Source organism: Pseudomonas sp. FW305-E2, from assembly GCF_058782925.1.
Genome location: NZ_JBYSYE010000036.1, coordinates 23,060 through 44,800 on the forward strand (window position 1 = coordinate 23,060; position 21,741 = coordinate 44,800).

At 63.8% G+C, this 21,741-nt stretch carries 18 protein-coding genes; 8 read left to right on the top strand and 10 right to left on the bottom strand.

The window, feature by feature from the left end; all coding sequences use genetic code 11:
* Positions 1 to 75 precede the first annotated feature (75 nt).
* Positions 76 to 981 carry a LysR family transcriptional regulator gene (locus AC3WLP_RS21575; protein WP_012052096.1) on the bottom strand — a complete coding sequence of 302 codons (906 nt, stop codon included), beginning with the start codon at positions 979 to 981 and terminating at the stop codon, positions 76 to 78.
* Positions 982 to 1,098: 117 nt separating this feature from the next.
* Here AC3WLP_RS21575 and AC3WLP_RS21580 point away from each other — a divergent pair, with 117 nt between their 5' ends.
* The 3 genes from AC3WLP_RS21580 to AC3WLP_RS21590 all read left to right on the top strand — a co-directional run bounded on the left by AC3WLP_RS21580 (position 1,099) and on the right by AC3WLP_RS21590 (position 5,498).
* Entirely contained in the window at positions 1,099 to 1,449 is a 351-nt protein-coding gene (locus AC3WLP_RS21580) for a cupin domain-containing protein (protein WP_003247774.1), read from the top strand.
* Between the two features lie 262 nt (positions 1,450 to 1,711).
* A complete protein-coding gene (locus tag AC3WLP_RS21585) occupies positions 1,712 to 4,129 on the top strand; it encodes a glucose/quinate/shikimate family membrane-bound PQQ-dependent dehydrogenase (RefSeq protein WP_014753417.1) in 2,418 nt (805 codons plus the stop codon).
* A gap of 100 nt (positions 4,130 to 4,229) precedes the next feature.
* Positions 4,230 to 5,498, top strand: a complete 1,269-nt coding sequence (locus AC3WLP_RS21590; protein ID WP_012052094.1) for a carbohydrate porin — start codon at positions 4,230 to 4,232, stop codon at positions 5,496 to 5,498.
* 41 nt (positions 5,499 to 5,539) lie between these two features.
* Here the strand turns inward: AC3WLP_RS21590 and argE are convergent, their stop codons facing one another.
* Together argE and AC3WLP_RS21600 are read right to left on the bottom strand one after the other, a co-directional pair.
* A complete protein-coding gene (gene argE / locus AC3WLP_RS21595; RefSeq protein WP_088512713.1) occupies positions 5,540 to 6,700 on the bottom strand; it encodes an acetylornithine deacetylase in 1,161 nt (386 codons plus the stop codon).
* Positions 6,693 to 7,370, bottom strand: a complete 678-nt coding sequence (locus tag AC3WLP_RS21600; protein ID WP_010954425.1) for a DUF1028 domain-containing protein — start codon at positions 7,368 to 7,370, stop codon at positions 6,693 to 6,695. Before AC3WLP_RS21600 ends, argE begins: the two co-directional genes overlap by 8 nt.
* A gap of 317 nt (positions 7,371 to 7,687) precedes the next feature.
* Between AC3WLP_RS21600 and AC3WLP_RS21605 the strand changes: the two genes are divergently transcribed.
* Both AC3WLP_RS21605 and AC3WLP_RS21610 read left to right on the top strand, forming a co-directional pair.
* The gene (locus tag AC3WLP_RS21605) at positions 7,688 to 9,007 is read left to right on the top strand and encodes a flavin-containing monooxygenase (RefSeq protein WP_003247765.1); all 1,320 of its coding nucleotides are present in this window, start codon (positions 7,688 to 7,690) and stop codon (positions 9,005 to 9,007) included.
* Positions 9,007 to 9,423: a RidA family protein gene (locus AC3WLP_RS21610; RefSeq protein ID WP_003247763.1), complete on the top strand. Its 417-nt coding sequence runs from the start codon at positions 9,007 to 9,009 to the stop codon at positions 9,421 to 9,423. Before AC3WLP_RS21605 ends, AC3WLP_RS21610 begins: the two co-directional genes overlap by 1 nt.
* A gap of 202 nt (positions 9,424 to 9,625) precedes the next feature.
* Here the strand turns inward: AC3WLP_RS21610 and AC3WLP_RS21615 are convergent, their stop codons facing one another.
* Both AC3WLP_RS21615 and AC3WLP_RS21620 read right to left on the bottom strand, forming a co-directional pair.
* Positions 9,626 to 10,366: an SDR family NAD(P)-dependent oxidoreductase gene (locus AC3WLP_RS21615; protein WP_003247762.1), complete on the bottom strand. Its 741-nt coding sequence runs from the start codon at positions 10,364 to 10,366 to the stop codon at positions 9,626 to 9,628.
* Between the two features lie 177 nt (positions 10,367 to 10,543).
* Positions 10,544 to 11,371 carry an amidohydrolase family protein gene (locus tag AC3WLP_RS21620; protein ID WP_014753423.1) on the bottom strand — a complete coding sequence of 276 codons (828 nt, stop codon included), beginning with the start codon at positions 11,369 to 11,371 and terminating at the stop codon, positions 10,544 to 10,546.
* A gap of 148 nt (positions 11,372 to 11,519) precedes the next feature.
* Here AC3WLP_RS21620 and AC3WLP_RS21625 point away from each other — a divergent pair, with 148 nt between their 5' ends.
* Positions 11,520 to 12,458 (top strand): LysR family transcriptional regulator, encoded by a 939-nt coding sequence (locus AC3WLP_RS21625; protein ID WP_003247757.1) that lies wholly within the window; start codon positions 11,520 to 11,522, stop codon positions 12,456 to 12,458.
* Positions 12,459 to 12,583: 125 nt separating this feature from the next.
* On the opposite strand, the gene AC3WLP_RS21630 is transcribed toward AC3WLP_RS21625, so the two are convergent.
* From AC3WLP_RS21630 to pgm, 4 genes are all read right to left on the bottom strand, one after another.
* The gene (locus AC3WLP_RS21630; protein WP_088512714.1) at positions 12,584 to 14,989 is read right to left on the bottom strand and encodes a TonB-dependent receptor; all 2,406 of its coding nucleotides are present in this window, start codon (positions 14,987 to 14,989) and stop codon (positions 12,584 to 12,586) included.
* Between the two features lie 67 nt (positions 14,990 to 15,056).
* Positions 15,057 to 16,001, bottom strand: a complete 945-nt coding sequence (locus AC3WLP_RS21635; protein ID WP_088512715.1) for a FecR domain-containing protein — start codon at positions 15,999 to 16,001, stop codon at positions 15,057 to 15,059.
* Positions 15,998 to 16,510, bottom strand: a complete 513-nt coding sequence (locus AC3WLP_RS21640) for a sigma-70 family RNA polymerase sigma factor (RefSeq protein WP_012052087.1) — start codon at positions 16,508 to 16,510, stop codon at positions 15,998 to 16,000. The genes AC3WLP_RS21635 and AC3WLP_RS21640 overlap by 4 nt, the downstream gene beginning before the upstream one ends.
* A 78-nt stretch (positions 16,511 to 16,588) precedes the next feature.
* Positions 16,589 to 18,226: a phosphoglucomutase (alpha-D-glucose-1,6-bisphosphate-dependent) gene (gene pgm / locus AC3WLP_RS21645; RefSeq protein ID WP_003247749.1), complete on the bottom strand. Its 1,638-nt coding sequence runs from the start codon at positions 18,224 to 18,226 to the stop codon at positions 16,589 to 16,591.
* A gap of 173 nt (positions 18,227 to 18,399) precedes the next feature.
* On the opposite strand from pgm, the gene AC3WLP_RS21650 reads away from it, so the two are divergent.
* Both AC3WLP_RS21650 and AC3WLP_RS21655 read left to right on the top strand, forming a co-directional pair.
* Positions 18,400 to 19,047, top strand: a complete 648-nt coding sequence (locus tag AC3WLP_RS21650; protein ID WP_003247748.1) for a DUF1345 domain-containing protein — start codon at positions 18,400 to 18,402, stop codon at positions 19,045 to 19,047.
* 274 nt (positions 19,048 to 19,321) lie between these two features.
* Positions 19,322 to 19,582 (top strand): DUF1652 domain-containing protein, encoded by a 261-nt coding sequence (locus tag AC3WLP_RS21655; protein WP_088512716.1) that lies wholly within the window; start codon positions 19,322 to 19,324, stop codon positions 19,580 to 19,582.
* Between the two features lie 51 nt (positions 19,583 to 19,633).
* Here the strand turns inward: AC3WLP_RS21655 and AC3WLP_RS21660 are convergent, their stop codons facing one another.
* Complete coding sequence (locus AC3WLP_RS21660) at positions 19,634 to 21,721, bottom strand: putative bifunctional diguanylate cyclase/phosphodiesterase (protein WP_010954433.1); 2,088 nt, start codon at positions 21,719 to 21,721, stop codon at positions 19,634 to 19,636.
* Between the last annotated feature and the right edge of the window lie 20 nt (positions 21,722 to 21,741).

The following is a 21,741-nucleotide window of genomic DNA, read 5'->3' on the forward strand; positions in this document are numbered from 1 at the left end:
CCGGCCACCTTACCCATGGACGTCAGCGCCGAGAATCCGGCGGCGGCGCAATGCGGCTTTGCGCGCTGCGCAACACTAGTTACCGTGTATGAGCAAATTTTCGCAAAAGTCGATGAAGGCGTTTACCCGCCGTGAGCCCCGGTGGTTGGGCATATACAAGGCGTTAATGCTGTTATTGGCCATGCCAGGGCTGGCCTGCCAGTCGGGGAAGACCCGCTGCAAGCGCCCTGCCAACACATCCTCGCGTACCAGCCAGTCGGCCAGCAGTGCGATACCACTGCCTGCCAGTGCCGTTTCACGCAACATGTCGGCATTGGCGCTGCGCAGTGGCCCACTTACGTCCAGTTCCAGGCTGTCCTGGCCACAGGTCAGGCGCCAGGGGCGCGCTTTCTGCCCATAGCGAAAACGCAGGCAGGCATGGTCAAGCAACTCCCGGGGATGCTGCAGTGGCTCACGCCCGGCCAGGTAAGCCGGGCTGGCCACCAGCCAACGCTGAAAACGGCCGAGCTGGCGGCACACCAACTCGTCATTGGGCGAGGGGTCGCCCAGGCGAATCGACAGGTCATAGCGCCCGTCAAGCAAGTCGTCCAGCCGGTCACTGAGGTCGATGTCCAGTTCCAGCGCCGGGTGCTGCGCCAGGAATGGCCCCAGGTGCGGGGCAATGACCCGCCTGCCGAACTCCACTGGCAGGCACAGGCGCAGCACACCGACAGGCTCCTCGCCGCGATCGGCGATGCTGGCATCAGCCTCGTCCAGTGCTTCAAAAATGCCCCGTGCGCGCTGGTAGTAACGGGCGCCAGCCTCGGTCAGGCTGACCTGGCGTGTCGAGCGGTTGAGCAAGGTGGCACCCAGCGACGCTTCCAGGGCATCGACCAGACGTGTCACCGACGATGTCGCCAGCCCTAGCCTGCGCGCGGCAGCAGAAAAGCCTTGGGCATCGACAGTGGCCACGAACATTTTCATCGCCAGCAGCTTGTCCATGTTCAGCCCGTCTTCCAAAACTCGGAAAGTTCTTACAAACAGCCGGGCGGGTCAAGCCGCGCGCGCCAAGGCAATTGCGTCCATAGTGGAATCCACCCATTTCCAAGGAGGCTTACCATGACCCTGAACAACCTGCTGACCGCCCTGCCGCCCTGCGATCCCGCCAGCGCCGAACGTGTCGACGAATTGCTCAGCCGCCCGGGCATCCGCGTGGAGCGTATCGTCTCCAGCGGGCAGGCCAGCCCGCCCGGCTTCTGGTACGACCAGGCCGAAGGCGAGTGGATCATGTTGCTCAGTGGTGCTGCCGCCCTGCGTTTCGAGCACGAGCACCACACCCGCCTGCTGGCGCCGGGCGATTGTCTGGACATCCCCCCGCACGACCGCCACCGCGTGGAATGGACCGCGCCCGGCACGGCCACCATCTGGCTCGCGGTGTTCTATAGCAGCAGCACCCCATGGCCTGCCTGAAGGGGCCATGCCTGCCCGTGCACAAGGCGCAGTTGTCCCGTCGCCGTGCAAGGTTGGGCTTACGACCAAAGCATGAATACAAATCGAAGAGGCGTCATAAACGCCCCGTTGAATGCGTTTTTCAGCACCTTATCTATACTTTTAGCCACATCTTCGTAAGTTCAGCCCTGCGACAATCAGCCTCGCTCAATTATGTACCAACTTGTTAATTAGCAAGCTAAGGGCTTAAACTGCGCGCATTCCACCTGCTGAGATCCCTGGCATGAAAGAAACACCGCGCGCCTCTGGCGCCACACACTTCATCCTGGTCGGCCTGGGCGTGATCATCGCCCTGCTCGGCCTCCTCCTCGCTGCTGGCGGCGTCAAGCTCGCCGGTCTGGGCGGTTCCTGGTACTTCCTGATCGGCGGCTTGGCCATGGCCATCGCCGGTGTCCTCATTGCTCGCCGCAAGAAGGCGGGCGCCTGGCTGTATGCCGTATTCCTGGTCGGTACTGCCATCTGGGCACTGATCGATGCGGGCCTGGTGTTCTGGCCGCTGTTCTCGCGCCTGTTCATGTTCGGTGCAATCGGCATGGTCGTGGCGCTGGTCTACCCGCTGCTGGCGCGTGCCAACGGCGCCAGCGCCGGGCGCGGTGCGTACGGCGTCGCCGGGGTAATGGCCGTGGTACTGGTGATCGCGGTCGGCAACATGTTCGTTGCCCACCCAAGCGTCGCCCCCACCGGCAAGGGCCCGGGCATGACCCCGGTCGAAGCCGGCAAGGAACAGAAAGACTGGGCCCACTACGGCAACACCGAAGGTGGCAGCCGCTTCGCCGCGCTGGACCAGATCAACCGTGACAACGTCAACAAGCTGAAAGTGGCCTGGACCTACCACACCGGCGACGTCGCGAACAGTGACGGCAACGGTGCCGAAGACCAACTCACCCCGCTGCAGATCGGCAGCAAGGTGTTCATCTGCACCCCGCACAACAACCTGATCGCACTCGATGCCGACACCGGCAAAGAACTGTGGAAGAACGAAATCAACGCCCAGTCCAAGGTCTGGCAGCGTTGCCGTGGCATGGCCTACTTCGACGCCACTGCCGCCATCGCCCAGCCAACCCAGCCGAACAGCTCGCCGATCACCGGCGTTAGCGTAGCGGCCGGTGCCAACTGCCAGCGTCGCCTGCTGACCAACACCATCGATGGCCGCCTGATTGCCGTCGACGCTGACAACGGCGAGTTCTGCCAGGGCTTCGGCAACAATGGCCAGGTCGACCTCAAGGCCGGCCTGGGTGATGTACCGGACTCTTACTACCAGCTGTCCTCGGCACCGCTGATGGCCGGCACTACCGTAGTGGTCGGCGGCCGTGTTGCCGACAACGTCCAGACTGACATGCCTGGCGGCGTGATCCGTGGTTTTGACGTGATCACCGGTGAAATGCGCTGGGCCTTCGACCCGGGCAACCCGGAAGATCGCCAGGCACCACAGGCCGACAGCACCTACGTGCGCAGCACCCCGAACAGCTGGGCGCCGATGTCCTACGACCCGGCGATGAACACCGTGTTCCTGCCCATGGGTTCGTCGTCCACCGACATCTACGGCGTAGAGCGCAGCAAACTGGACCACACTTACGGCGCTTCGGTGCTGGCTCTGGACGCCACCACCGGCAACCAGAAATGGGTGTTCCAGACCGTGCACAATGACCTCTGGGACTTCGACCTGCCCATGCAGCCAAGCCTGATCGACTTCACCAAGGACGACGGCCAGTCGGTACCTGCGGTGGTGATCGGCACCAAGGCTGGGCAGATCTACGTGCTCGACCGCGCCACCGGCAAGCCGCTGACCCAGGTCGACGAAGTACCGGTCAAGCCAAGCAACATCCCGAACGAGCCGTACGCCTCTACCCAGCCCAAGTCGGTGGGCATGCCGCAGATCGGCGCGCAGACCCTGACCGAATCGGACATGTGGGGTGCCACCCCGTATGACCAGCTGCTGTGCCGCATCGACTTCAAGAAGATGCGCTACGACGGCCTGTACACCGCGCCGGGTACCGACCTGTCGCTGAGCTTCCCGGGTTCGCTGGGTGGCATGAACTGGGGCAGCATTTCTACCGATCCGGTGCATGGCTTCATCTTCGTCAACGACATGCGTCTGGGCCTGTGGATCCAGATGATCCCGTCGCAGAACAAAGGTGGCGCGGCTTCCGGTGGCGAAGCACTGAACACTGGCATGGGCGCGGTACCGCTCAAGGGCACCCCGTATGCCGTGAACAAGAACCGCTTCCTGTCGGTCGCCGGCATTCCATGCCAGGCACCGCCGTTCGGCACCTTGACCGCCATCGACATGAAAACCCGCCAGGTGGCCTGGCAGGTCCCGGTGGGTACCGTTGAAGACACCGGCCCGCTCGGCATCCGCATGCACCTGCCGATCAAGATCGGCCTGCCAACGCTGGGCGGCACCTTGTCTACCCAGGGCGGCCTGGTGTTCATCGCCGGCACCCAGGACTTCTACCTGCGTGCCTACGACAGCAGCAACGGTAACGAAATCTGGAAGGCTCGCCTGCCAGTAGGCAGCCAGGGCGGCCCGATGACCTACGTCTCGCCGAAGACCGGCAAGCAGTACGTGGTGATCACCGCTGGCGGCGCCCGCCAGTCGACTGACCGCGGCGACTATGTGATTTCTTACGCTCTGCCGTAAGACCGCGTCGCCTGCTTCGCGGGCAAGCCCGCTCCTACAAGGCCCCTGTAGGAGCGGGCTTGCCCGCGAATGCCCCTCAAAGACAACCCGAGATTCTGTAATGCCATCCGCAACTCGCATCACCCCCACCCTGCTGCTGGCCTTGGCCAGCACCACTGCCCTTGCCAGCGACGACCTCATGACCCGCAGCACCCTGACCGGTGACTGGGGCGGCCTGCGCCATCAACTCGAAGAAGATGGCGTCAAGATCACCGGCGACTACAGCGGTGAAACCGCCTACAACGCCCACGGTGGCCTGCACCGTTCGGCGCGCTATTCGCAGAACGTCAAGCTGGGTGTGCAGTTCGACCTGTCGAAACTGTACGGTCTGGACAACGGCGGCAAGGTCCAGCTGACCATCAACGACCGTCGCGGTAACAGCGCCTCGGAAGACCTGGTAGGCAACCGCCTGCCAATCCAGGAAAACTTCGGCGGCCTGTACACCCGCCTGACCGAGCTGAGCTACGAGCGCACGCTGTTCACCCCGGCGCTCAACGTCAAGCTCGGCTACATGGCCATGGGCAACGACCTCGGCGGCCTGGACAGCGGCATCCTGTGCAACTTCATGAACGCCGGCTTCTGCGGCCACCCGCTGAACATGTCCGGCGGCAGTGGCTGGACCAACTACCCCAACGCCCACCTCGGCGTGCGGGTGAAGTACGACCTGTCACCTGCCTGGCAACTGCGCGTGGCGGCGTTCAACGTCGACCCCGAGAGCAACGGCAACTCCAGCCGCGCCTGGCACCTGGGGCCCAAGCACACCACCGGTACCGTTGTACCCGTGGAACTGGTGTACAAGCTGCAAGGTGAGCTGCCGGGCGAGTACAAGCTGGGCTACTACTACGACAGCTCCGACGTGAAACGCATCGGCAGCGACGACGAAGTGTCTGGCCGCGGTGGCCACTACCTGCTGGTCGACCAGGCGGTGTGGAACGATCAAGCCTCGCCTGGCCGTAGCCTGCACGCGTTCGGCCAGTACTCGGCGTCGAGCAAGGCCGCTTCGCCGTTCACCAAGTGGTATGGCGCCGGCGTGGTGTTGTACAAGCCATTCGAAGGCCGCCCGAAGGATACCGTGGCACTGGGTTACGGCCGGGCCGTGCCCAACCCGCGTAGCCGCGATGTGCTGGAGGATGCCGCGTTCAACGCGGGCCAGCAGTTCCCGGATATCGACAGCGCCGAGCAGTTGATCGAACTGAGCTACGGCTACCAGGCCACGCCATGGCTGAACCTGCGCCCGGATGTGCAATACATCATCGAGCCAGGTGCGTTTTCGGGCAAAGACATCGACAATGCACTGGTGGTTGGCCTGCAGGTCAAGGCGACCTTCTGAGTCATCGGGGCCGCACTGCGGCCCATCCACCGTCGCAACCCTCAAGCCTGCTTGAGGTAGTCCACCAGCCTCAGCAGCATGGCATCACAGCCGCGCAACTGCTCGACACTGACAAACTCATCCGGCTTGTGGCCCTGGTCCATGCTGCCAGGCCCGCACACCACGGTGGGGATGCCCGCCTGGTCGAACAAGCCACCTTCGGTACCAAACGCTACCGTGCCGAACGTATCCGAGCCGCTGAGTAGCGCCACCAACCGCGCAGCCTCGCTGTCTTCCGGTGTCGCCAGCCCCGGATAGGCACTCAGCGGCGCCAGGCGAATGGCGCTGGCGGTATTGACCTTGCGCATACGCGGCAGCAACTCGGCTTCAGCATAGGTTTGTAACTGGTCGGCCACCGCCTGCGCCTCGAACCCTGGGAGCGCGCGCACTTCGAAATCGAACTCGCACTCGTCCGGCACGATGTTCAGCGCCCTGCCCCCTTTGATCACCCCGGCCTGCACCGTGGAGAACGGCGGATCGAAGCGCTCGTCGTGATGGGCCGGCTGTGCCAGGGCCTCGCCGATGTCACCCAACTTGCCAATCAGTTTCGCCGCATACTCGATGGCGTTCACCCCATACGGCGCGTACGCCGAATGGCACGCTGCGCCCTGTACCTGGCAACGCATTGCCAGCTTGCCCTTGTGCCCCAGCACCGGTTTGAGTTCGGTGGGTTCACCGATCAGACACAGCCGTGGTTTACACGGGCGCTGTTCGAGGGCAGCCAGCATCGAGCGCACGCCCAGGCAACCGACTTCTTCGTCATAGGAAAATGCCAGGTGTACCGGCATGCGCAGCGGCTGCGCGAGAAACGCGGGCACAGCAGCCAGCACCGAGGCGATAAAGCCTTTCATGTCGGCCGTGCCGCGGCCATACAGGCGGCCATCACGCTCACTCAGGGCAAACGGCTCGACCGTCCAGGCCTGGCCATCCACCGGCACCACATCGGTATGCCCAGACAGCACCACACCACCCACATCCCTGGGGCCGACAGTGGCGAACAGGTTGGCCTTGGTGCCCTCCGGGTTATGGAACAGCTCGCACGCCACCCCCAGCTCGGCCAGGTAATCACGGATAAAACCGATCAGCGCCAGGTTGGAGTCGCGGCTCACCGTGGCAAAGCCGATCAGCCGGGCCAGCAGCGCGCGACTGGCAAATTCACTCATCGCCCGGCACCCCATAGCTTGGCGCGGCGGTCGGGTTGAGGGCGCGGGTGACGTAATCCTGCATCTGCGGGCGATAAGCTTGCCACAAGCCATCGAGCACGCCGATCGGGTCGCTGTCGGCCCAATCGACGCGCAGGTCCACCAGCGGCCAGGTCAGCTCGCCAGCAATCTTCAGCGCCGCTGAGTGCACGGGCCCGGCTTCGCCACCCGCTGCCATCGCCGCGTGCATGGCTGCCAGCAGGCGGTCGGCCAGGTGGCCGCCGGCCTGCTCGAAGGCCAGCACCATGGCTTCGATCACCTGGGTCGAGGACAGCAGGTTGCCAGCCGCCGCGCATTGTTCGCCGGCCATTGCATGGTGTGTGCCCAAGGCTTCCCGCCCGGTGAACAGGGCCACCTGGCCGTGGCTGTCGATCACCGTGACCTGGCGGTACTCACTCCAGCCATTGGCACTGAGCACCCTGTCCAGCGCTGCGGCGGGCGGCAACTGGCCATGCTCCAGGGCATCGAGAATCTGAGGGCCCAGCGCCGGCAGGGTGATGTTCTGGGTCGAGACCGCGCCCACACCGGCACGCACCCAGGGGCAACGTGCACCCACGGCGATGCTCGACGAGCTGATGGCAATACCGACCTGGCCGGTTTCCTGGCAACGACCAATGATGGAGAACGTCATGTCATGGTTCCTGTTGTGCTGTGCGATACACGGCATTCTGAGTGGAACCTTCGAGCGGGCGAAACGACCTTTTTCCGAGGGGGTAGGCAGGAAAAAACTATGCTCTAGGGCCCGCTCTCTGCACCCGCTCGAAAAACCACGTCACCCACCCGGCCAACCTGCCCCACAGGCCAGATAACTCAAGGCCTTCGCCGTTTTATCGGCAAGCAACAGCTAAATACTATTTTCGCCATTTCCACGGCATCCCTAGTCTGGCTCCAGGCAACGGCGGTCCTCCAAACCGACCTGACAAAAACCGCCTGAACAAGGGCTCGGACATGACACTGAACAACCTCGAAATCGACACCCTCGTCGTCGGCGCCGGCCAGGCCGGCGTGGCCATGAGCGAACACCTGAGCAAGCTTGGCGTGCCGCACCTGGTACTGGAGCGCAACCGCATCGCGCAGGCCTGGCGTACCGGCCGCTGGGACTCGCTGGTCGCCAACGGCCCGGCCTGGCACGACCGCTTCCCGGGGCTGGAATTCAACCTCGACGCCGATGCATTCGCCGGCAAGGACCAGGTGGCCGACTACTTCGAGCAGTACGTACGCAAGTACAACCTGCCCGTGCGCACCGGCATTGAAGTGAAGCGCGTGGTGCGGAACAGCGACCGCCCAGGCTTTACCATCGACACCAATGAAGGCGTGATTCGCGCCAACCGCGTAGTCGCTGCCACCGGCCCATTCCAGAAGCCGGTGATCCCAGCCATCGCGCCGAAAGACAGCAACCTGCACCAGATTCATTCCGCCGCTTATTTCAACCCAGAGCAGTTGCCTGAAGGCGCGGTACTGGTGGTCGGTGCCGGTTCTTCCGGTGTGCAGATTGCCGAGGAATTGATGCGCGCCGGGCGCCAGGTGTACCTGTCGGTCGGCGCCCACGACCGCCCGCCGCGTGCCTACCGCAACCGTGACTTCTGCTGGTGGCTGGGCGTGCTGGGCGAGTGGGACGCGGAAATTGCCAAACCCGGTCGCGAGCATGTGACCATCGCGGTCAGCGGCGCCCGTGGTGGCCACACCGTGGACTTCCGCGCCCTCGCCCACCAGGGCATGACCCTGGTCGGCCTGACCCAGTCGTTCGAAAACGGCGTCGCGCGCTTCCAGGACAACCTGGTCGAGAACATCAACCGCGGCGACGACAACTACCTGGCCCTGCTGGATGCAGCCGATGCCTACATCGAACGCAACGGCCTGGACCTGCCGGAAGAGCCCGAAGCCCGCCAGCGACTGGCCGACCCGGAGTGCATGCGCAACCCGCTGCAGCAGCTGGACCTGGCCAAGGCCGGCGTCAGCAGCATCATCTGGGCCACCGGTTACGGCGTGGACTTCAGCTGGCTGCAGGTAGACACCTTCGATGCCAACGGCAAGCCCCAGCACCAGCGTGGTGTGGCCCGTGAACCGGGCGTGTACTTCCTCGGCCTGCCGTGGTTGTCGCGCCGTGGTTCATCGTTCATCTGGGGGGTGTGGCACGACGCCAAGCACGTCGCCGGCCACATCGCCACGCAACGTACCTACACCGCCTACCGCGACCGCGAGCAACGCGCAGCGGATGAGCAGCAAACCGCCAAGATCAGCAATGTCAGCACCCTCGGAGCCCACTGATGCCTACCCATACTCGCATCCGCATGTTCAACACCAAGGAAACCTACCCCAACCAGACCCTGGACAACGACTTGTGCCAGGCCGTGCGGGCAGGCAATACCATCTACGTGCGTGGCCAGGTCGGTACCGACTTCGAAGGCAAGCTGGTAGGCCTGGGTGACCCGCGCGCACAAACCGAACAGGCGATGAAGAACGTCAAGCAACTGCTTGAAGAAGCCGGCTCGGACCTGTCGCACATCGTCAAGACCACCACCTACATCACCGACCCGCGCTTCCGCGAGCCGGTGTACAAAGAGGTGGGCAAGTGGCTCAAGGGCGTGTTCCCGATTTCCACCGGGTTGGTGGTGGCCGGGTTGGCCCAGGCCGAGTGGCTGATGGAGATCGACGTGATCGCCGTGGTACCCGATCAGGAATAACCACAGGCCTGAATGACGGCGGGTGACTGCCACCTGCCCGTCCAGTCACGCCTGGATTGCCCGTGCCGCTGCTTGCAAGCGTTGAGGTGCAGGCACGCCAACGGACGACGGCACTTGCACACCGAGACGTCGCCCGCAGTTCGCGCGTGGCTGGCTACCCGGCGCAGCTCCAACGCCATCGGACGTACCACACCCAGCCCATTCAGTAGGTCGCCCTCCCGCCGCTGAGGTCAAACACAAAGCCAGTGGTAAAGCTGCACTCAGGCCCGGCGATCCAGCTGACCATGTTGGCGATCTCCTCGGCCTTGAGGAAGCGCCCCATGGGGATCTTGGCCTTGCTCGCGGCAATATGCTCGGCCGTCATCTCGGCCATCAGCGGCGTCTCGACCATCGCCGGTGCCACGCAGTTGAGCAGCACGCCATCCTGCGCCAGCTCCTTGGCTGCCGCCTTGGTGAAAGCGATGACCCCGGCCTTGGCTGCCGAATAGCCCGAGATGTACTGCACACCCTCCTTGCCAGCCATGGAGGCGATATTGACGATGCGCCCGTAGCCGCGCTCACGCATGTGCGCGATGGCGGTGCGGCAGCAATAGAACACACCGTTCAGGTCGATGGCGATGACCTTGTCCCAGGCGTCTGGCGGGTACTCCCAAGACGCCACCACCGGGCCGTTGATGCCGGCATTGTTGACCAAGATCTGCACCTGCCCCAAACGCGCCAGCGTCTGGGCAAAAGCCGCCTCCACAGAGGCCAGCGACGACACATCCACTGCCTGGCGCAGCACCGGCTCGAAGCCGTTTTCCGTACTGTTCCAGCCATCGACGGCAAGGTCCCAGATCACCACCTGGGCGCCGGCGACATGCAAGCGGCGGGCAATCGCCAGGCCGATGCCACGCATGCCACCGGTGACGATAGCGGTTTGGCCTTGCAGGTACTGGCTCATTGTTCAGCTCCATTTTCGACAGAAGGAATATCCGGCAAGCAACGCAGGTCACATGCCCTTTGGGGCGCTAGCCGAGACGATCCTCCAGGCCATGGAGGATGCCGCCCGGGACGGGTGTTCTGTTCAGTGTTCATCACGATTGCGCGCTTGTTGTTGGAAGGGCAAACAACGGAGGGGCTAGGCGAACCCGAACAATCGCCGAGGGGTGTCCCACATCACTGTGCGGCGCAGCCGGGCATCCGGCATCAGGCGCTCGGCCAGCTTCAGTAGCGGGCCGTAGTCCACCCGCGCGGGTTGGCGAATGAACGGCCAGTCCGACCCCCACACACAGGCTTGGGCGCCAAAGGCTTCGAGCAGGGCCTGCACGTATGCACTGCTCTGTTCGAACAAGGCATCCGCTGCGGCAAACTTCTGCATGCCTGACAGCTTCACGCAGGCGCGGCCGCTGTCGGCCAGCCGCAGCAACGCCTGGAAGCCGGCTTGCTGCACACCGGCAGCGACATCCGGGCGGCCGCAATGGTCAATCAACAGACGAGCCTGCGAGCCTTGCAGCAGGCTGTGCAGGTCCAGCAACTGGTCGTCACACACCTGCAGCTGGGCGAACATGCCAAGCTCGGCGAGCTTGCCGAACAGCCCGTCAACGCCCTTGAGGCTGGCTACCCCGTACAGCGCGGGGTTAAAGGCGATACCCACCACGCCTTGCGCCTGTAACGCCGCCAGCGCGTCGAGGTTGATGTCCGCCTTGACCACCGCCACCCCCTTGAACCGCCCCTGCCCGCTGGCCAAGGCATGCAGCAGGCAGCGGTTGTCGGTGTGGTAGCCGCTGTTGGGGCCCACCAGCAAGGCATGTTGCACGCCGTAAGCCTCCATCACCCGGGTGAACTGCGCCTGGGTGGCGACCTCCTGGCCGGAGGGCGCGTAGGGTGCATCGGGGTGATAGGGGAAACGGGCGGGGTCAAACAGATGGTTATGGCAATCGATCTTCGCTTCGTCAAATATGTTCACGCAGCACTCCCGTCAAGCGCCACTGCGCTTGTCTGCAGATCTTGTTATTGTGCGCCGCAAGGGCAGTTAGGCTGGGATTAACGATACTGTGTGGCCGGCTTTGACGCTCATACCCAGATGGCGAAAACCATAACCGAAGGTAATACACATGCTGCTTGGCAACGAAGGCGCAGACGCAAGCCCCATGGTGTTCAAGCTGCGGCACATGGAAGTGTTCAGGGCGGTGATGCTGACGGGCTCGATCAGTGCGGCGGCCAAATTGCTGTATGTGTCGCAGCCGGCGGTGAGCAAGCTGATTCAGTACATCGAAGCGCGCCTGGCCTACCCGCTGTTCGAGCGCGTCAACAACCGCCTGGTGCCGACGGCCGAAGCGCAGGTGCTGTTTCGCGAGGTCGAGCGGGTGTACCAGGCAGCGTTGCAGGTCAACGAATGTGCCCTGGCGCTGGGCGCTGGCGGCCAGCGCAAGTTGCGTATCTCGTGCAGTGCATCGTTGTCCACGGTGGTGATCCCGATGGCCCTGGCCCAGCTCAAGCGTGAATCACCGTCACTGAATATCGAGTGGCAAACCTCGTTGATGGGCGAAATGCCCAACCAGATCTTGTCGAAGAAGGTCGACCTGTCGATCGCCGCCCTGCCGGTGGTGCACGACCACCTGCATTCGCAAGCGTTCATGCGTGGACGCATGGTAGTGGTGATGCCGCCGGGTCACCCTTTGGCCGGTCAGCCCGCGCTGACCCTGCAGCAGCTGGAGGGCCATGCGTTGCTGCTGTTCCGGCCCGACATGCCGTTTGGCAAGCTGTTGGCCGAACACATCGGGCGCCGCGGGCTACAGCTGAAATCACTGTTGTCGTTCACCAATGCCAACGAGGCTGTGGCGTTGGTCAAGCAAGGCATGGGCATCAGCGTGATCGACGAGTTCGTTGCACAGGACAGCGGGCTGGCGGTGGTGCCGTTGGCCGATGAGATTCACTTCGATATCAGCTTCGTCTATTCGCGCTTCGAGCCGCCCTCGCATGCAGCGCTGCAGTTGATGCGGGTGTTGCAGGGGCAGGCGCAGAAGCTGGGGCGGGCGCTTGCGCCGGGCTGATCATCTACGCAACTGCTCCCCTGTGGGAAAGGCTTCAGCCGCGAACACTGCCGAAGCCGGTGCCATGCACCGAGTCGCCAGATTCGCGGGCACGTCCGCTCCCGCTGGGTATACAAGGGTACGGTTTAAAAGCCGACCGTGGCCGAGAGCAGATAGGTCCGCGGGGTGGACAGGGTCAACCCCGGCTCACTGTCATCCGACGCCCCTGCCGAGCTCCAGTAGCGATCATCGAGCACATTCTCGACACTGGCCCGTAAGGTAACCTCGGTGGCGTTTACCTTGAAGGCGTAACGTGCGCCCAGGTCATAACGCTCCCAGCCGTCGATGCGTTTGCTGTTGTTCTGGTCCAGGTACTGCGAGCTGGAGTGAATGCCGCGCGCTGTGAAGGTCAGCCCGCTCACCCCTGGCACGTCCCATTCAGCCCCCAGATTGACGTTGTATTCGGGCGTGGCCGGCGCACGGTTGCCATCGTAGGCACCGCCGACGGTGTCGGTCAGCTCGCTGTCGATATACATCACCCCACCCAACACTCGCACGCCCTGCACCGGCTCACCGAACACACTCAGCTCGATGCCGCGGTTGTCACGCTTGCCATTGGGGCCGAACACCCGCGAGGCGGGGTTGGTCTCGTAGGCCGGCTGGCGAATGCGGAAGGCGCTGGCAGTAAAGGCCACCTGGCCGAGGTCGTACTTGGCACCCACCTCGATCTGGCGGCTGGTGAACGGCGGGAAGATCTGGTCTTCGTTGATCGAGGTCGAGGGGGCGATCTTGCCTTGGCTCAGGCCCTCCATGTAGTTGGCATACAACGAGAGCTGGTCGGTGACCTTGAGCAATACGCCCCCAGAAGGCGAGACTTTTTCTTCGTCATAGCCCGTATCGCCTTTGACGCCGTCGCTCCAGTCATCCACCTGCACCCGTTGCCAGCGCGCACCCAGGGTCAACAGCAGGCGGTCGTCAAAAAAGCCAAGGGTATCGGCCAGGGCCACGCCGGAGAAGCGGTTTTCCGTGTAGACCTCGGGGTCGAGGCGGGTTGGCGTACCGGGTGTCGGTGCGGCCACCGGGTTGTAGAGGTTGCTCGGCGCCGAGGCATAGCGCGCCCCGCCGTTGGTGAAGTCCATGTAGTAATAGGTGGCGGCCAGGTTCAGCTCGTGGCTCACCGGCCCGGTATGGAGCCAGTGACGCAAACCGGCCATGGCGGTGCGCACCGACTCGTCCCGGGTAAAGTCACGCGGCTGCACGGTGAAGTCGCCGGCATCGTTGGTGATCGACACGTTATGGCGCAGGAAGTCGTGGTTGCTCTTGCGCGCACCGACCGCACCATAGGCCAGCAGCGATTCGCTGATATCGTACTCGGCGTTCAGCGCACCGAAGGTGTCGTTGGTACGCGCCTTGCTCCAGGCCTGGGCGTAGTTGTGGCGTACGTCATTGGCATTGGGCACCTTGGCATTGGCACCAACCAGCACACGCTCCTGCGGGGCGTCGGTATCGCGCTCGGTGTGGCCAAGGTCTGCCGAGAGACGCAGGCGCTCGCCTCGAAAATCCAGGCCCAGCACCGCCATTTCGCGGTCGACGCGCTGGTGGTCCCATTCGGTATCACCGGCCTGCTTCACGCCATTGAAGCGCACGCCGAACTGCTGGCCTTCACCAAAGCGACGGCCGATGTCCACTGCGCCGCCAGCCTGGCCGGCCGAGGCGTAGCTGCCGGTGAATTCGGTGATCGGCTTGTCAGCGGCTCGCTTGGGCTGCACGTTGATACCGCCGCCCACGCTGCCACGCGGCGAAATGCCGTTGATCAACTGGCTGGGGCCTTTGATGATGTCGACCCGGTCGGCCATTTCCATGTCGATCGAATAGGTCGGCAAGATGCCATAGAGACCGTTGTAGGCCACATCACTGTTGAACAGGCTGAAGCCGCGAATGGTGAACTGCTCGAAACGCCCGCCCGCCGGGTTGGTAGCACGCACTGAAGGGTCACTGGCAATCAGCTCGCCCAAGGTGCGCGCCTGTTGGTTCTTGACCAGGTCGCTGGTGTAGCTGGTGATGCTGAACGGGGTTTCCATGAAGTCGCGCGAACCGAGCAAGCCTTGTGCCCCTTGGCGTGCCACTTGGCCACCGGCATACGGCTGCGCTTCGTTGCCTGCGGCCAGGCCGCCGACGATGCGGGTGGGGGCGATTTCCAGCGCGCCACTGGCCTGGGGGGCTGGCATCAGGGTGAAGGCCCCCTCACCCACTGGTAGCGCCTGCAGGCCGCTACTGCGCAGCAACTGGTTGAAGCCTTCATCGACACTGTAACGACCGGACAAGCCGTTACTTTGCCGGCCCTCTACCAATGCCGGGTCCAGCGAAAGGCTGACACCGGCCTGGTCGGCGAAATGGGTCAAAGCGGCACCCAGGCTGGCTGGCGCCACCTGGAACGTACGCCGGGCCGGCTCATCGGCCCAGGCGGGTGCACACAACAGCAGGCTTATCGCGAACAATGGATGTGCTGCGCGCGCCAGTGGGCGCAGGCGGCAAGATTTTACTGCAGGCATTGAACAAGGCTCCCCTTTTATTTTCTCCTACCGGTAATGACCGGCGAGTGAAAAAAAGGGGACAGCCTCATGCTCGATTTTCTCGTGCGGCCAGGCTCACCCAATAACGCGTGCGGGTCTGCACCTGCAACGGCAGGCTGGCGGCGAGCAGGGCCAACACCCGGTCGGTGTCGTCAAGGCGGAACGTGCCGGTAACACGCAAGCGCTCCAGTTCTGGTGCCCAGCGCAGTACGCCGGGGCGATACCTGCGCAGTTCGTGCAGCAACTCGCCCAGCGGGCGGTCGTCCAGCCGTAGCGCACCTTCGCGCCAGCCCAGTTGCCATGCGTCGAACGCTTTGACAGGGCCAACGCCGACCGCCTGCAAACTGGCCTGTTGGCCGGCCTGTAGCATCACGGCTGGACCCCGCAACGGCTGCAGGCTGACTGAACCCTCGATCGCCGACACCCGGCAAGCCTCATCAAGCAGGCGCAGGCACGCCTCGCCCTCACTGAGCACCACCCGGCCATAAGGCACCTGCAAGGTGAGGCTCAGGTTAGCGGGCACGCTGACGGCCACTTCACCGCGCAGCAGTGCCACGCGGCCTGCACCCAGCTCGATATCGACCGCACTGTCGGTGTTCAACTGCAACAAGGTGCCGTCGCTCAGCAGTGCCTGCCTGCGCTCTCCTACCGCGGTGCGCATGTCGGCGGTCCAGGCATCCAGCGGCAGCTCACGGCTCACCAGCCAGGCCACCGGCAACAACGCCGTCACACCCAGGGCTTGTTTGAGCAGTGCCCGACGACCGGCATCCGGGCGATCCAGGGCGGCCATCGCCAATGCGCCGGGCAACCCGGCAAACCGCGCTCGCAGCAGCGATGCCTTTTGCCAGGCGTCTTCGTGCAGGTGACTGCTGGCGCGCCATTGCGCCAGACGCTGCAGGTCAGATTCGCTTGCGTCGCCAGAATCCAGTAATGCCAGCCAACGGGCTGCAGCACGCAGCGCCTCGCGGGTTTCTGGGGGGTGGGGGCTCATTGCAACTCGGCCAACAGGCAATGTTCGTAAGCCTGCGCCATGTAGCGTTTCACCGAGCGCTGGCAGACGCCCAGGCGCTGGCCAATCTCGGCGTAGCCCAAGCCTTCCAGCTGGCTCCAGAGAAAGGCCTTGCGTATCGGCGGCTTGAGGCCGTCGAGCAATTCATCCAGTGCTTGCAGGGTTTCGAGCAGTACCCAGCGCTGTTCTGGCGACGGCACGTGTTGCTCGGGCAACTGCGCCAAGGCATCAAGGTAGGCCTGCTCCAGGCTACGTCGCTGGTGGAAATTGCTGAGCAAACGCTTGCCCACGGTCAGCAGGTAGGCACGCGGTTCGCGTATGTCTGCCAGCGGCTGGGCGCTGGCCAGGATGCGCAGAAAAGTATCCTGACTGAGGTCGGCGGCATCCCAGGCATTGCCCATACGCCGGCGCAGCCAGGTTTCAAGCCAGCCGCGATGCTCCCGGTACAGGGCAGGCAGGCCAGGCTCCGGTGGCGGCGCGGCGTCGATCATGAGGAGGGTCCTGCGGCGGAGTAAATAAGATTAATTCTAATTTACATCACACCACAGAACCAAGCGGTTTGTTACCGGTCAGGCAATGGCTTCATCGACCAGCACTTGTGCTTCCTGCACCAGACGCTGCAAATGCGCCTCGTCGATGAAGCTTTCGGCGTAGATCTTGTAGATGTCTTCAGTACCCGACGGGCGCGCGGCGAACCAGCCATTGGCCGTCATCACCTTAAGCCCGCCAATCGCCTGGCCATTGCCTGGGGCGTGGCTGAGGATCTGCACGATCGGCTCACCGGCCAGTTCGGTCGACTTCACCTGCTCCGGCGCCAGCTTGCTCAGCAACGCCTTCTGCCGCGCATCGGCCTTGGCCTCGACACGGGTGGCGAACGGCTTGCCCAGCGCGTCGGTCAGGTCGGCATAAGCCTGGCTCGGGTTACGCCCGGTACGGGCGGTCATTTCGGCGGCCAGCAAGGCCGGGATCAACCCGTCCTTGTCGGTGGCCCACACCGAGCCATCGCGACGCAGGAACGAAGCCCCTGCACTTTCTTCGCCACCAAAACCGAGCGAACCGTCGAACAGGCCCTGGGCGAAGAACTTGAAGCCCACCGGCACCTCATACAGATCGCGGCCCAGGCGTTGGGTAACGCGGTCGATCAGGCCGCTGGAGACCACGGTCTTGCCCACGGCGGCGTCGGTGCGCCACTGCGGACGGTGGCGGAACAGGTAGTCGATGGCCACGGCGAGGTAGTTGTTGGGTTGCAGCAGGCCGTCAGGGGTGACGATGCCGTGGCGGTCGTGGTCCGGGTCGCAGGCGAAGGCCACGTCAAAGCGCTCGCGCAGGCCTATCAGGCCCTGCATGGCATACGGCGAGGAAGGGTCCATGCGGATCTGGCCGTCCCAGTCGACGGTCATGAAGCGGAAGGTCGGGTCGACCTCGGTGTTCACCACTTCCAGGTCCAGCTGGTAGTGCTTGGCAATGGCCGACCAGTAGCGGACCCCTGCCCCGCCCAGCGGGTCGACGCCCAGGCGCAACCCGGCGCCACGGATGACATCGAAATCGATGACGTTTTCCAGGTCGGCCACATAGTTGCTGACGTAATCGTGGCGGTGGGTGGTCGGCGCCTGCAGCGCCTGGGCATGGTCCATGCGCTTGACGCCCGCCAGGTTAGCCGCCAGCAGCTCGTTGGCCTTGCCCTCGATCCACTTGGTCACGTCGCTGTCGGCCGGGCCGCCGTTGGGCGGGTTGTACTTGAAGCCACCGCTTTGCGGCGGGTTGTGCGACGGGGTGATGACAATACCGTCAGCCAGGCCCTGCGTGCGGCCACGGTTGTGGCAGAGGATGGCGTGGGAAACCGCCGGCGTCGGCGTGTATTCGTCATCCTTGGACAGCATCACCTGCACGCCGTTGGCGGCCAGCACTTCCAGGGCGCTGGCGGTCGCCGGCGCTGACAGGGCGTGGGTATCGGCGCCGATGAACAGCGGGCCATCGATGCCTTTTTCCTGGCGGTACAGGCAGATCGCCTGGCTAATGGCCAGGACGTGATACTCGTTGAAACTCAATTCAAGCGAACTGCCCCGGTGCCCCGAGGTGCCGAAGGCCACGCGCTGGGCCGCCACGGCAGCGTCTGGGCGGCCCGTGTAATAGGCGGTAAGCAGCCGGGGAATATCGACCAGCACGCTGGCTGGAGCCGGCTTGCCTGCCAAAGGACTGAGCGTCATGCAAAAACCTCGAGTTCAACGGATGTTGGTGTTGGAACGTGCAGTGTACTGAGAGTTGCAATGCCGTGCGATGGGGGACTCAAAGAAACCCCAGCCCCTGCAGGGTATTGCGCATCCCGCCCAACCCTATGACGGTCTAGAGTACAAGCCATACCCCTTGTGAATGAGGCCCCATGGCTTTCCATCGCCTGACCCGCACACACCCCCGCCTGAGCCTCGCCGCTGCAGTCGGCCTCGCTGGTGCCTGGCTGATCCCCGCCGGTGATACCGTGCAGCACATCCTCGCTGGCTGGAACCTGGGGGTGTGGCTGTACCTGCTGCTGGTGCTCTACCTGAGCTGGACAGCCAGCCCGGAAAAGGTCCGCAAGGTCGCCGGCGTCGAAGACGAGAACGCCGGCCTGGTCCTGCTGACCGTGTGCATCGCCGCCATCGCCAGCCTTGCCGCGGTCACCCTGCAACTGGTCTCCAGCCGCGGCCTGCAAGGCACGGCCCTGGCCGTGCACTATCTCTACACCGGCCTGACCGTCGCCGGTTCCTGGCTGCTGATCGGCTGCATATTCACCCTGCACTACGCCCGCCTGTTCTACACCGGGCAAAACCACGAACCCCCACTGCGCTTCGCTGATGGCGAGCGCAACCCGGATTACTGGGACTTCCACTACTTCTCGTTCACCATCAGCGTGGCGGTGCAAACCTCGGACGTGGGTGTCGCCGGGCGTGGGTTGCGGCGGGTGGTGCTGGCGCATTCGTTGGTGGGCTTCGTGTTCAATACGGCGATTCTGGGGTTCACTATCAACATCGCCGCCGGGTTGCTGGGTTAACCAAGCCGCTCGTCTGAAAAACCTGCGCGTCGAACGTCCGCGAACGTCACCAAACCCGATGGTTACCTGGCACCTTGCGGCCGGGAAAACGTTTGCCATGCAGCCAGTCGTCACACTGCGCCCATGACAAGGGTGTGACCAGTGTCAAGCATTCGCACATTTGTCGTACTTGCAAGCGAAAATCGCGCGTAGCAGGTGCTATCTTTAATTTCCCGGCGGCCGCATCGATGTGGCCACCCGCTCATCACGTCCAGGTACGGACAAGGAGGCTGGCATGAACAAGATGACGTTCCCCAACGCCTGCCAGGTGATGCGCTGGCATTTCCATCCGTTGGGTTTCGAGGCCAGCATGGATGCGCCACGCAGCATGGTCGCGCGGCTGTTCGACCGCGCCAGCGGTGAAACCCTGCTGGCGATTGCGGGCATCCCCTGTGCAGCGATCATGGCCGCCGCCGATGTAGAGCTCATCATCGAGGCCGTCGAGGCGGAAATGGACGCCTTCATACCCGCCTTTACCTTGCGCGATGCAGTCTAGGCTCTGTTTTCAACCCAGCCTCACCAAGTATCAAGGCTCTTCATACAGCGCCTAGCCCGCAGCAGTGAGTTCCGGGCCCATGGCCTGCAACTTGCTCATAAACTGCTCGGCCGGCACGGGCTGGCCCAGCAGGTAGCCCTGCAACGAATCACACCCCAGACGGGTCAGGAAGTCCTGCTGTTTGTCGGTTTCAACCCCCTCGGCAACGATACGCAGGCCTAACGCCTGGCCCAGTGCGACAATTGCCGAAACAATCGCTGCATCGTCACTGTCCTGCTCCAGGTCGCGTACGAAACCGCGGTCGATTTTCAGCTCGTTGGCTGGCAGGCGTTTGAGGTACATCAGGCTGGAATAGCCCGTACCAAAGTCATCAATGGACAAGTCCACGCCCATGTCGGACAGGCGCTGCAGCACGGTCAGGCTGGCGTCGGCATCGTGCATGGCGGTGGTTTCGGTAATTTCCAGTGTCAGGCAGTTGGCTGGCAAGCCGTTCTGCTGCAGGGCGCGGGCCACGCTGTCGACCAGACCGGCATGGCAGAACTGGATGGCCGACAGGTTCACCGCCATGCGCCAGCCATGGTGCCCCTGATCCAGCCACTGACGCATCTGACGGCAGGCCTCAGTGAGTACCCACTCACCAATGGGGATGATCAGGCCAGTCTTTTCCGCCAGGCCGATGAAGCGGTCAGGCAGCAGCAGGCCCTGCTGCGGGTGCTCCCAGCGCAGCAACGCTTCGGCACCGATCGGCTGGCAGGCCTGGGCGTCGAACTTGGGCTGATAATGCAAGCGGAACTGGCGCTGCTCAAGCGCCAGGCGCAAGTCCTGCAGCAGCTGCAACTGCTGGCGCGCGTTGCTGTTCATCGACACATCGAAGAAGCTGTAACCGTTCTTGCCGGCGCTCTTGGCATGGTACATGGCAGCGTCGGCGTTACGCAGCAGCTCATGCTGGTCCTGGCCGTTGCCCGGGTACAGAACGATGCCCAGGCTCGCCGACAGTTGCAGGTCGTGCTCGGCCACGCGGAAAGGCCGGGACACCAGGTTGACCTGCTTGACCGCCACGTCCATGGCATCGTTCGGCTCCTGCAGTTCCACCAGCAGCACGAATTCGTCGCCGCCAATCCGTGCCAGCGTGTCCTGGCTGTGCAGGTGGCCGCGCAAGCGGGCCGCTACCGCTTTGAGCAGAAGGTCACCGATATGATGGCCAAAGGCATCGTTGACGGGTTTGAAGCCGTCCAGATCAATGAACATCAGGGCAAAACAACCACCCTGCTCCGCCACTTTGGCGATGGCCTGTTCGATGCGATCGGCCAGCAGGGTACGGTTGGGCAGATCGGTGAGGGTGTCGTGCAAGGCCAGTTGGGTCAGTTCCTGGTTGGCCAAGGTCAGCGAACGGGCCAACTCGGCTGTACGTGCCTCGAGACGCGCGTCCAGCACCGAAGTCAGCAATGCCACTGCCAGTACTGCCAGCGTGGTGATCAGCACCAGATAAACCAGGCTGTCCCCCTGCAACCCGCCCCCCAGCGCGCCGCAGAAGCTGCCCTCGGGGAAGTTCGCCGCTGCCATGCCGGTGTAATGCATGCCCACGATGGCAACGCCCATGACCACCGCCGCCAGGCCGCGGATCTGCCGTACATAGGGGGTGTGTCTGCGCAGGCGGAAGGCAATCCACAATGCCGCCGCCGAGGCGCCTACGGCAATCAGCAGCGAAGCGCCGAACAACGTCGGGTCGTAATCGATGCCCGGCAGCATGCGCAGGGCAGCCATGCCGGTGTAGTGCATGCAAGCGATACCGGCGCCCATGATCAGCGCGCCAAACCCCAACTGCAGCGCTGGCAGGCTCGGCTGGCTGACCAGCCACAAGGCAAAGCCCGAGGACAGCACAGCGATCAGCAACGAGAACGCGGTCAGGGCCAGGTCGTACCCCAAGTCAATGGGCAAGCTGAAGGCAAGCATGCCAATGAAGTGCATCGACCACACGCCGATGCCCATGGCCAACGCACCACCGCCCATCCACAGGCAGGCAGCGCGGCCCTTGGCCGTGGCAATGCGGCCGGTCAGGTCAAGGGCGGTATAGGATGCCAGGATCGCCACGCACAGCGAAATCAACACCAGCGAAGAGGAGTAGCTACCGGTCAGCATTGAGAGTTCCAGCGCCGGGA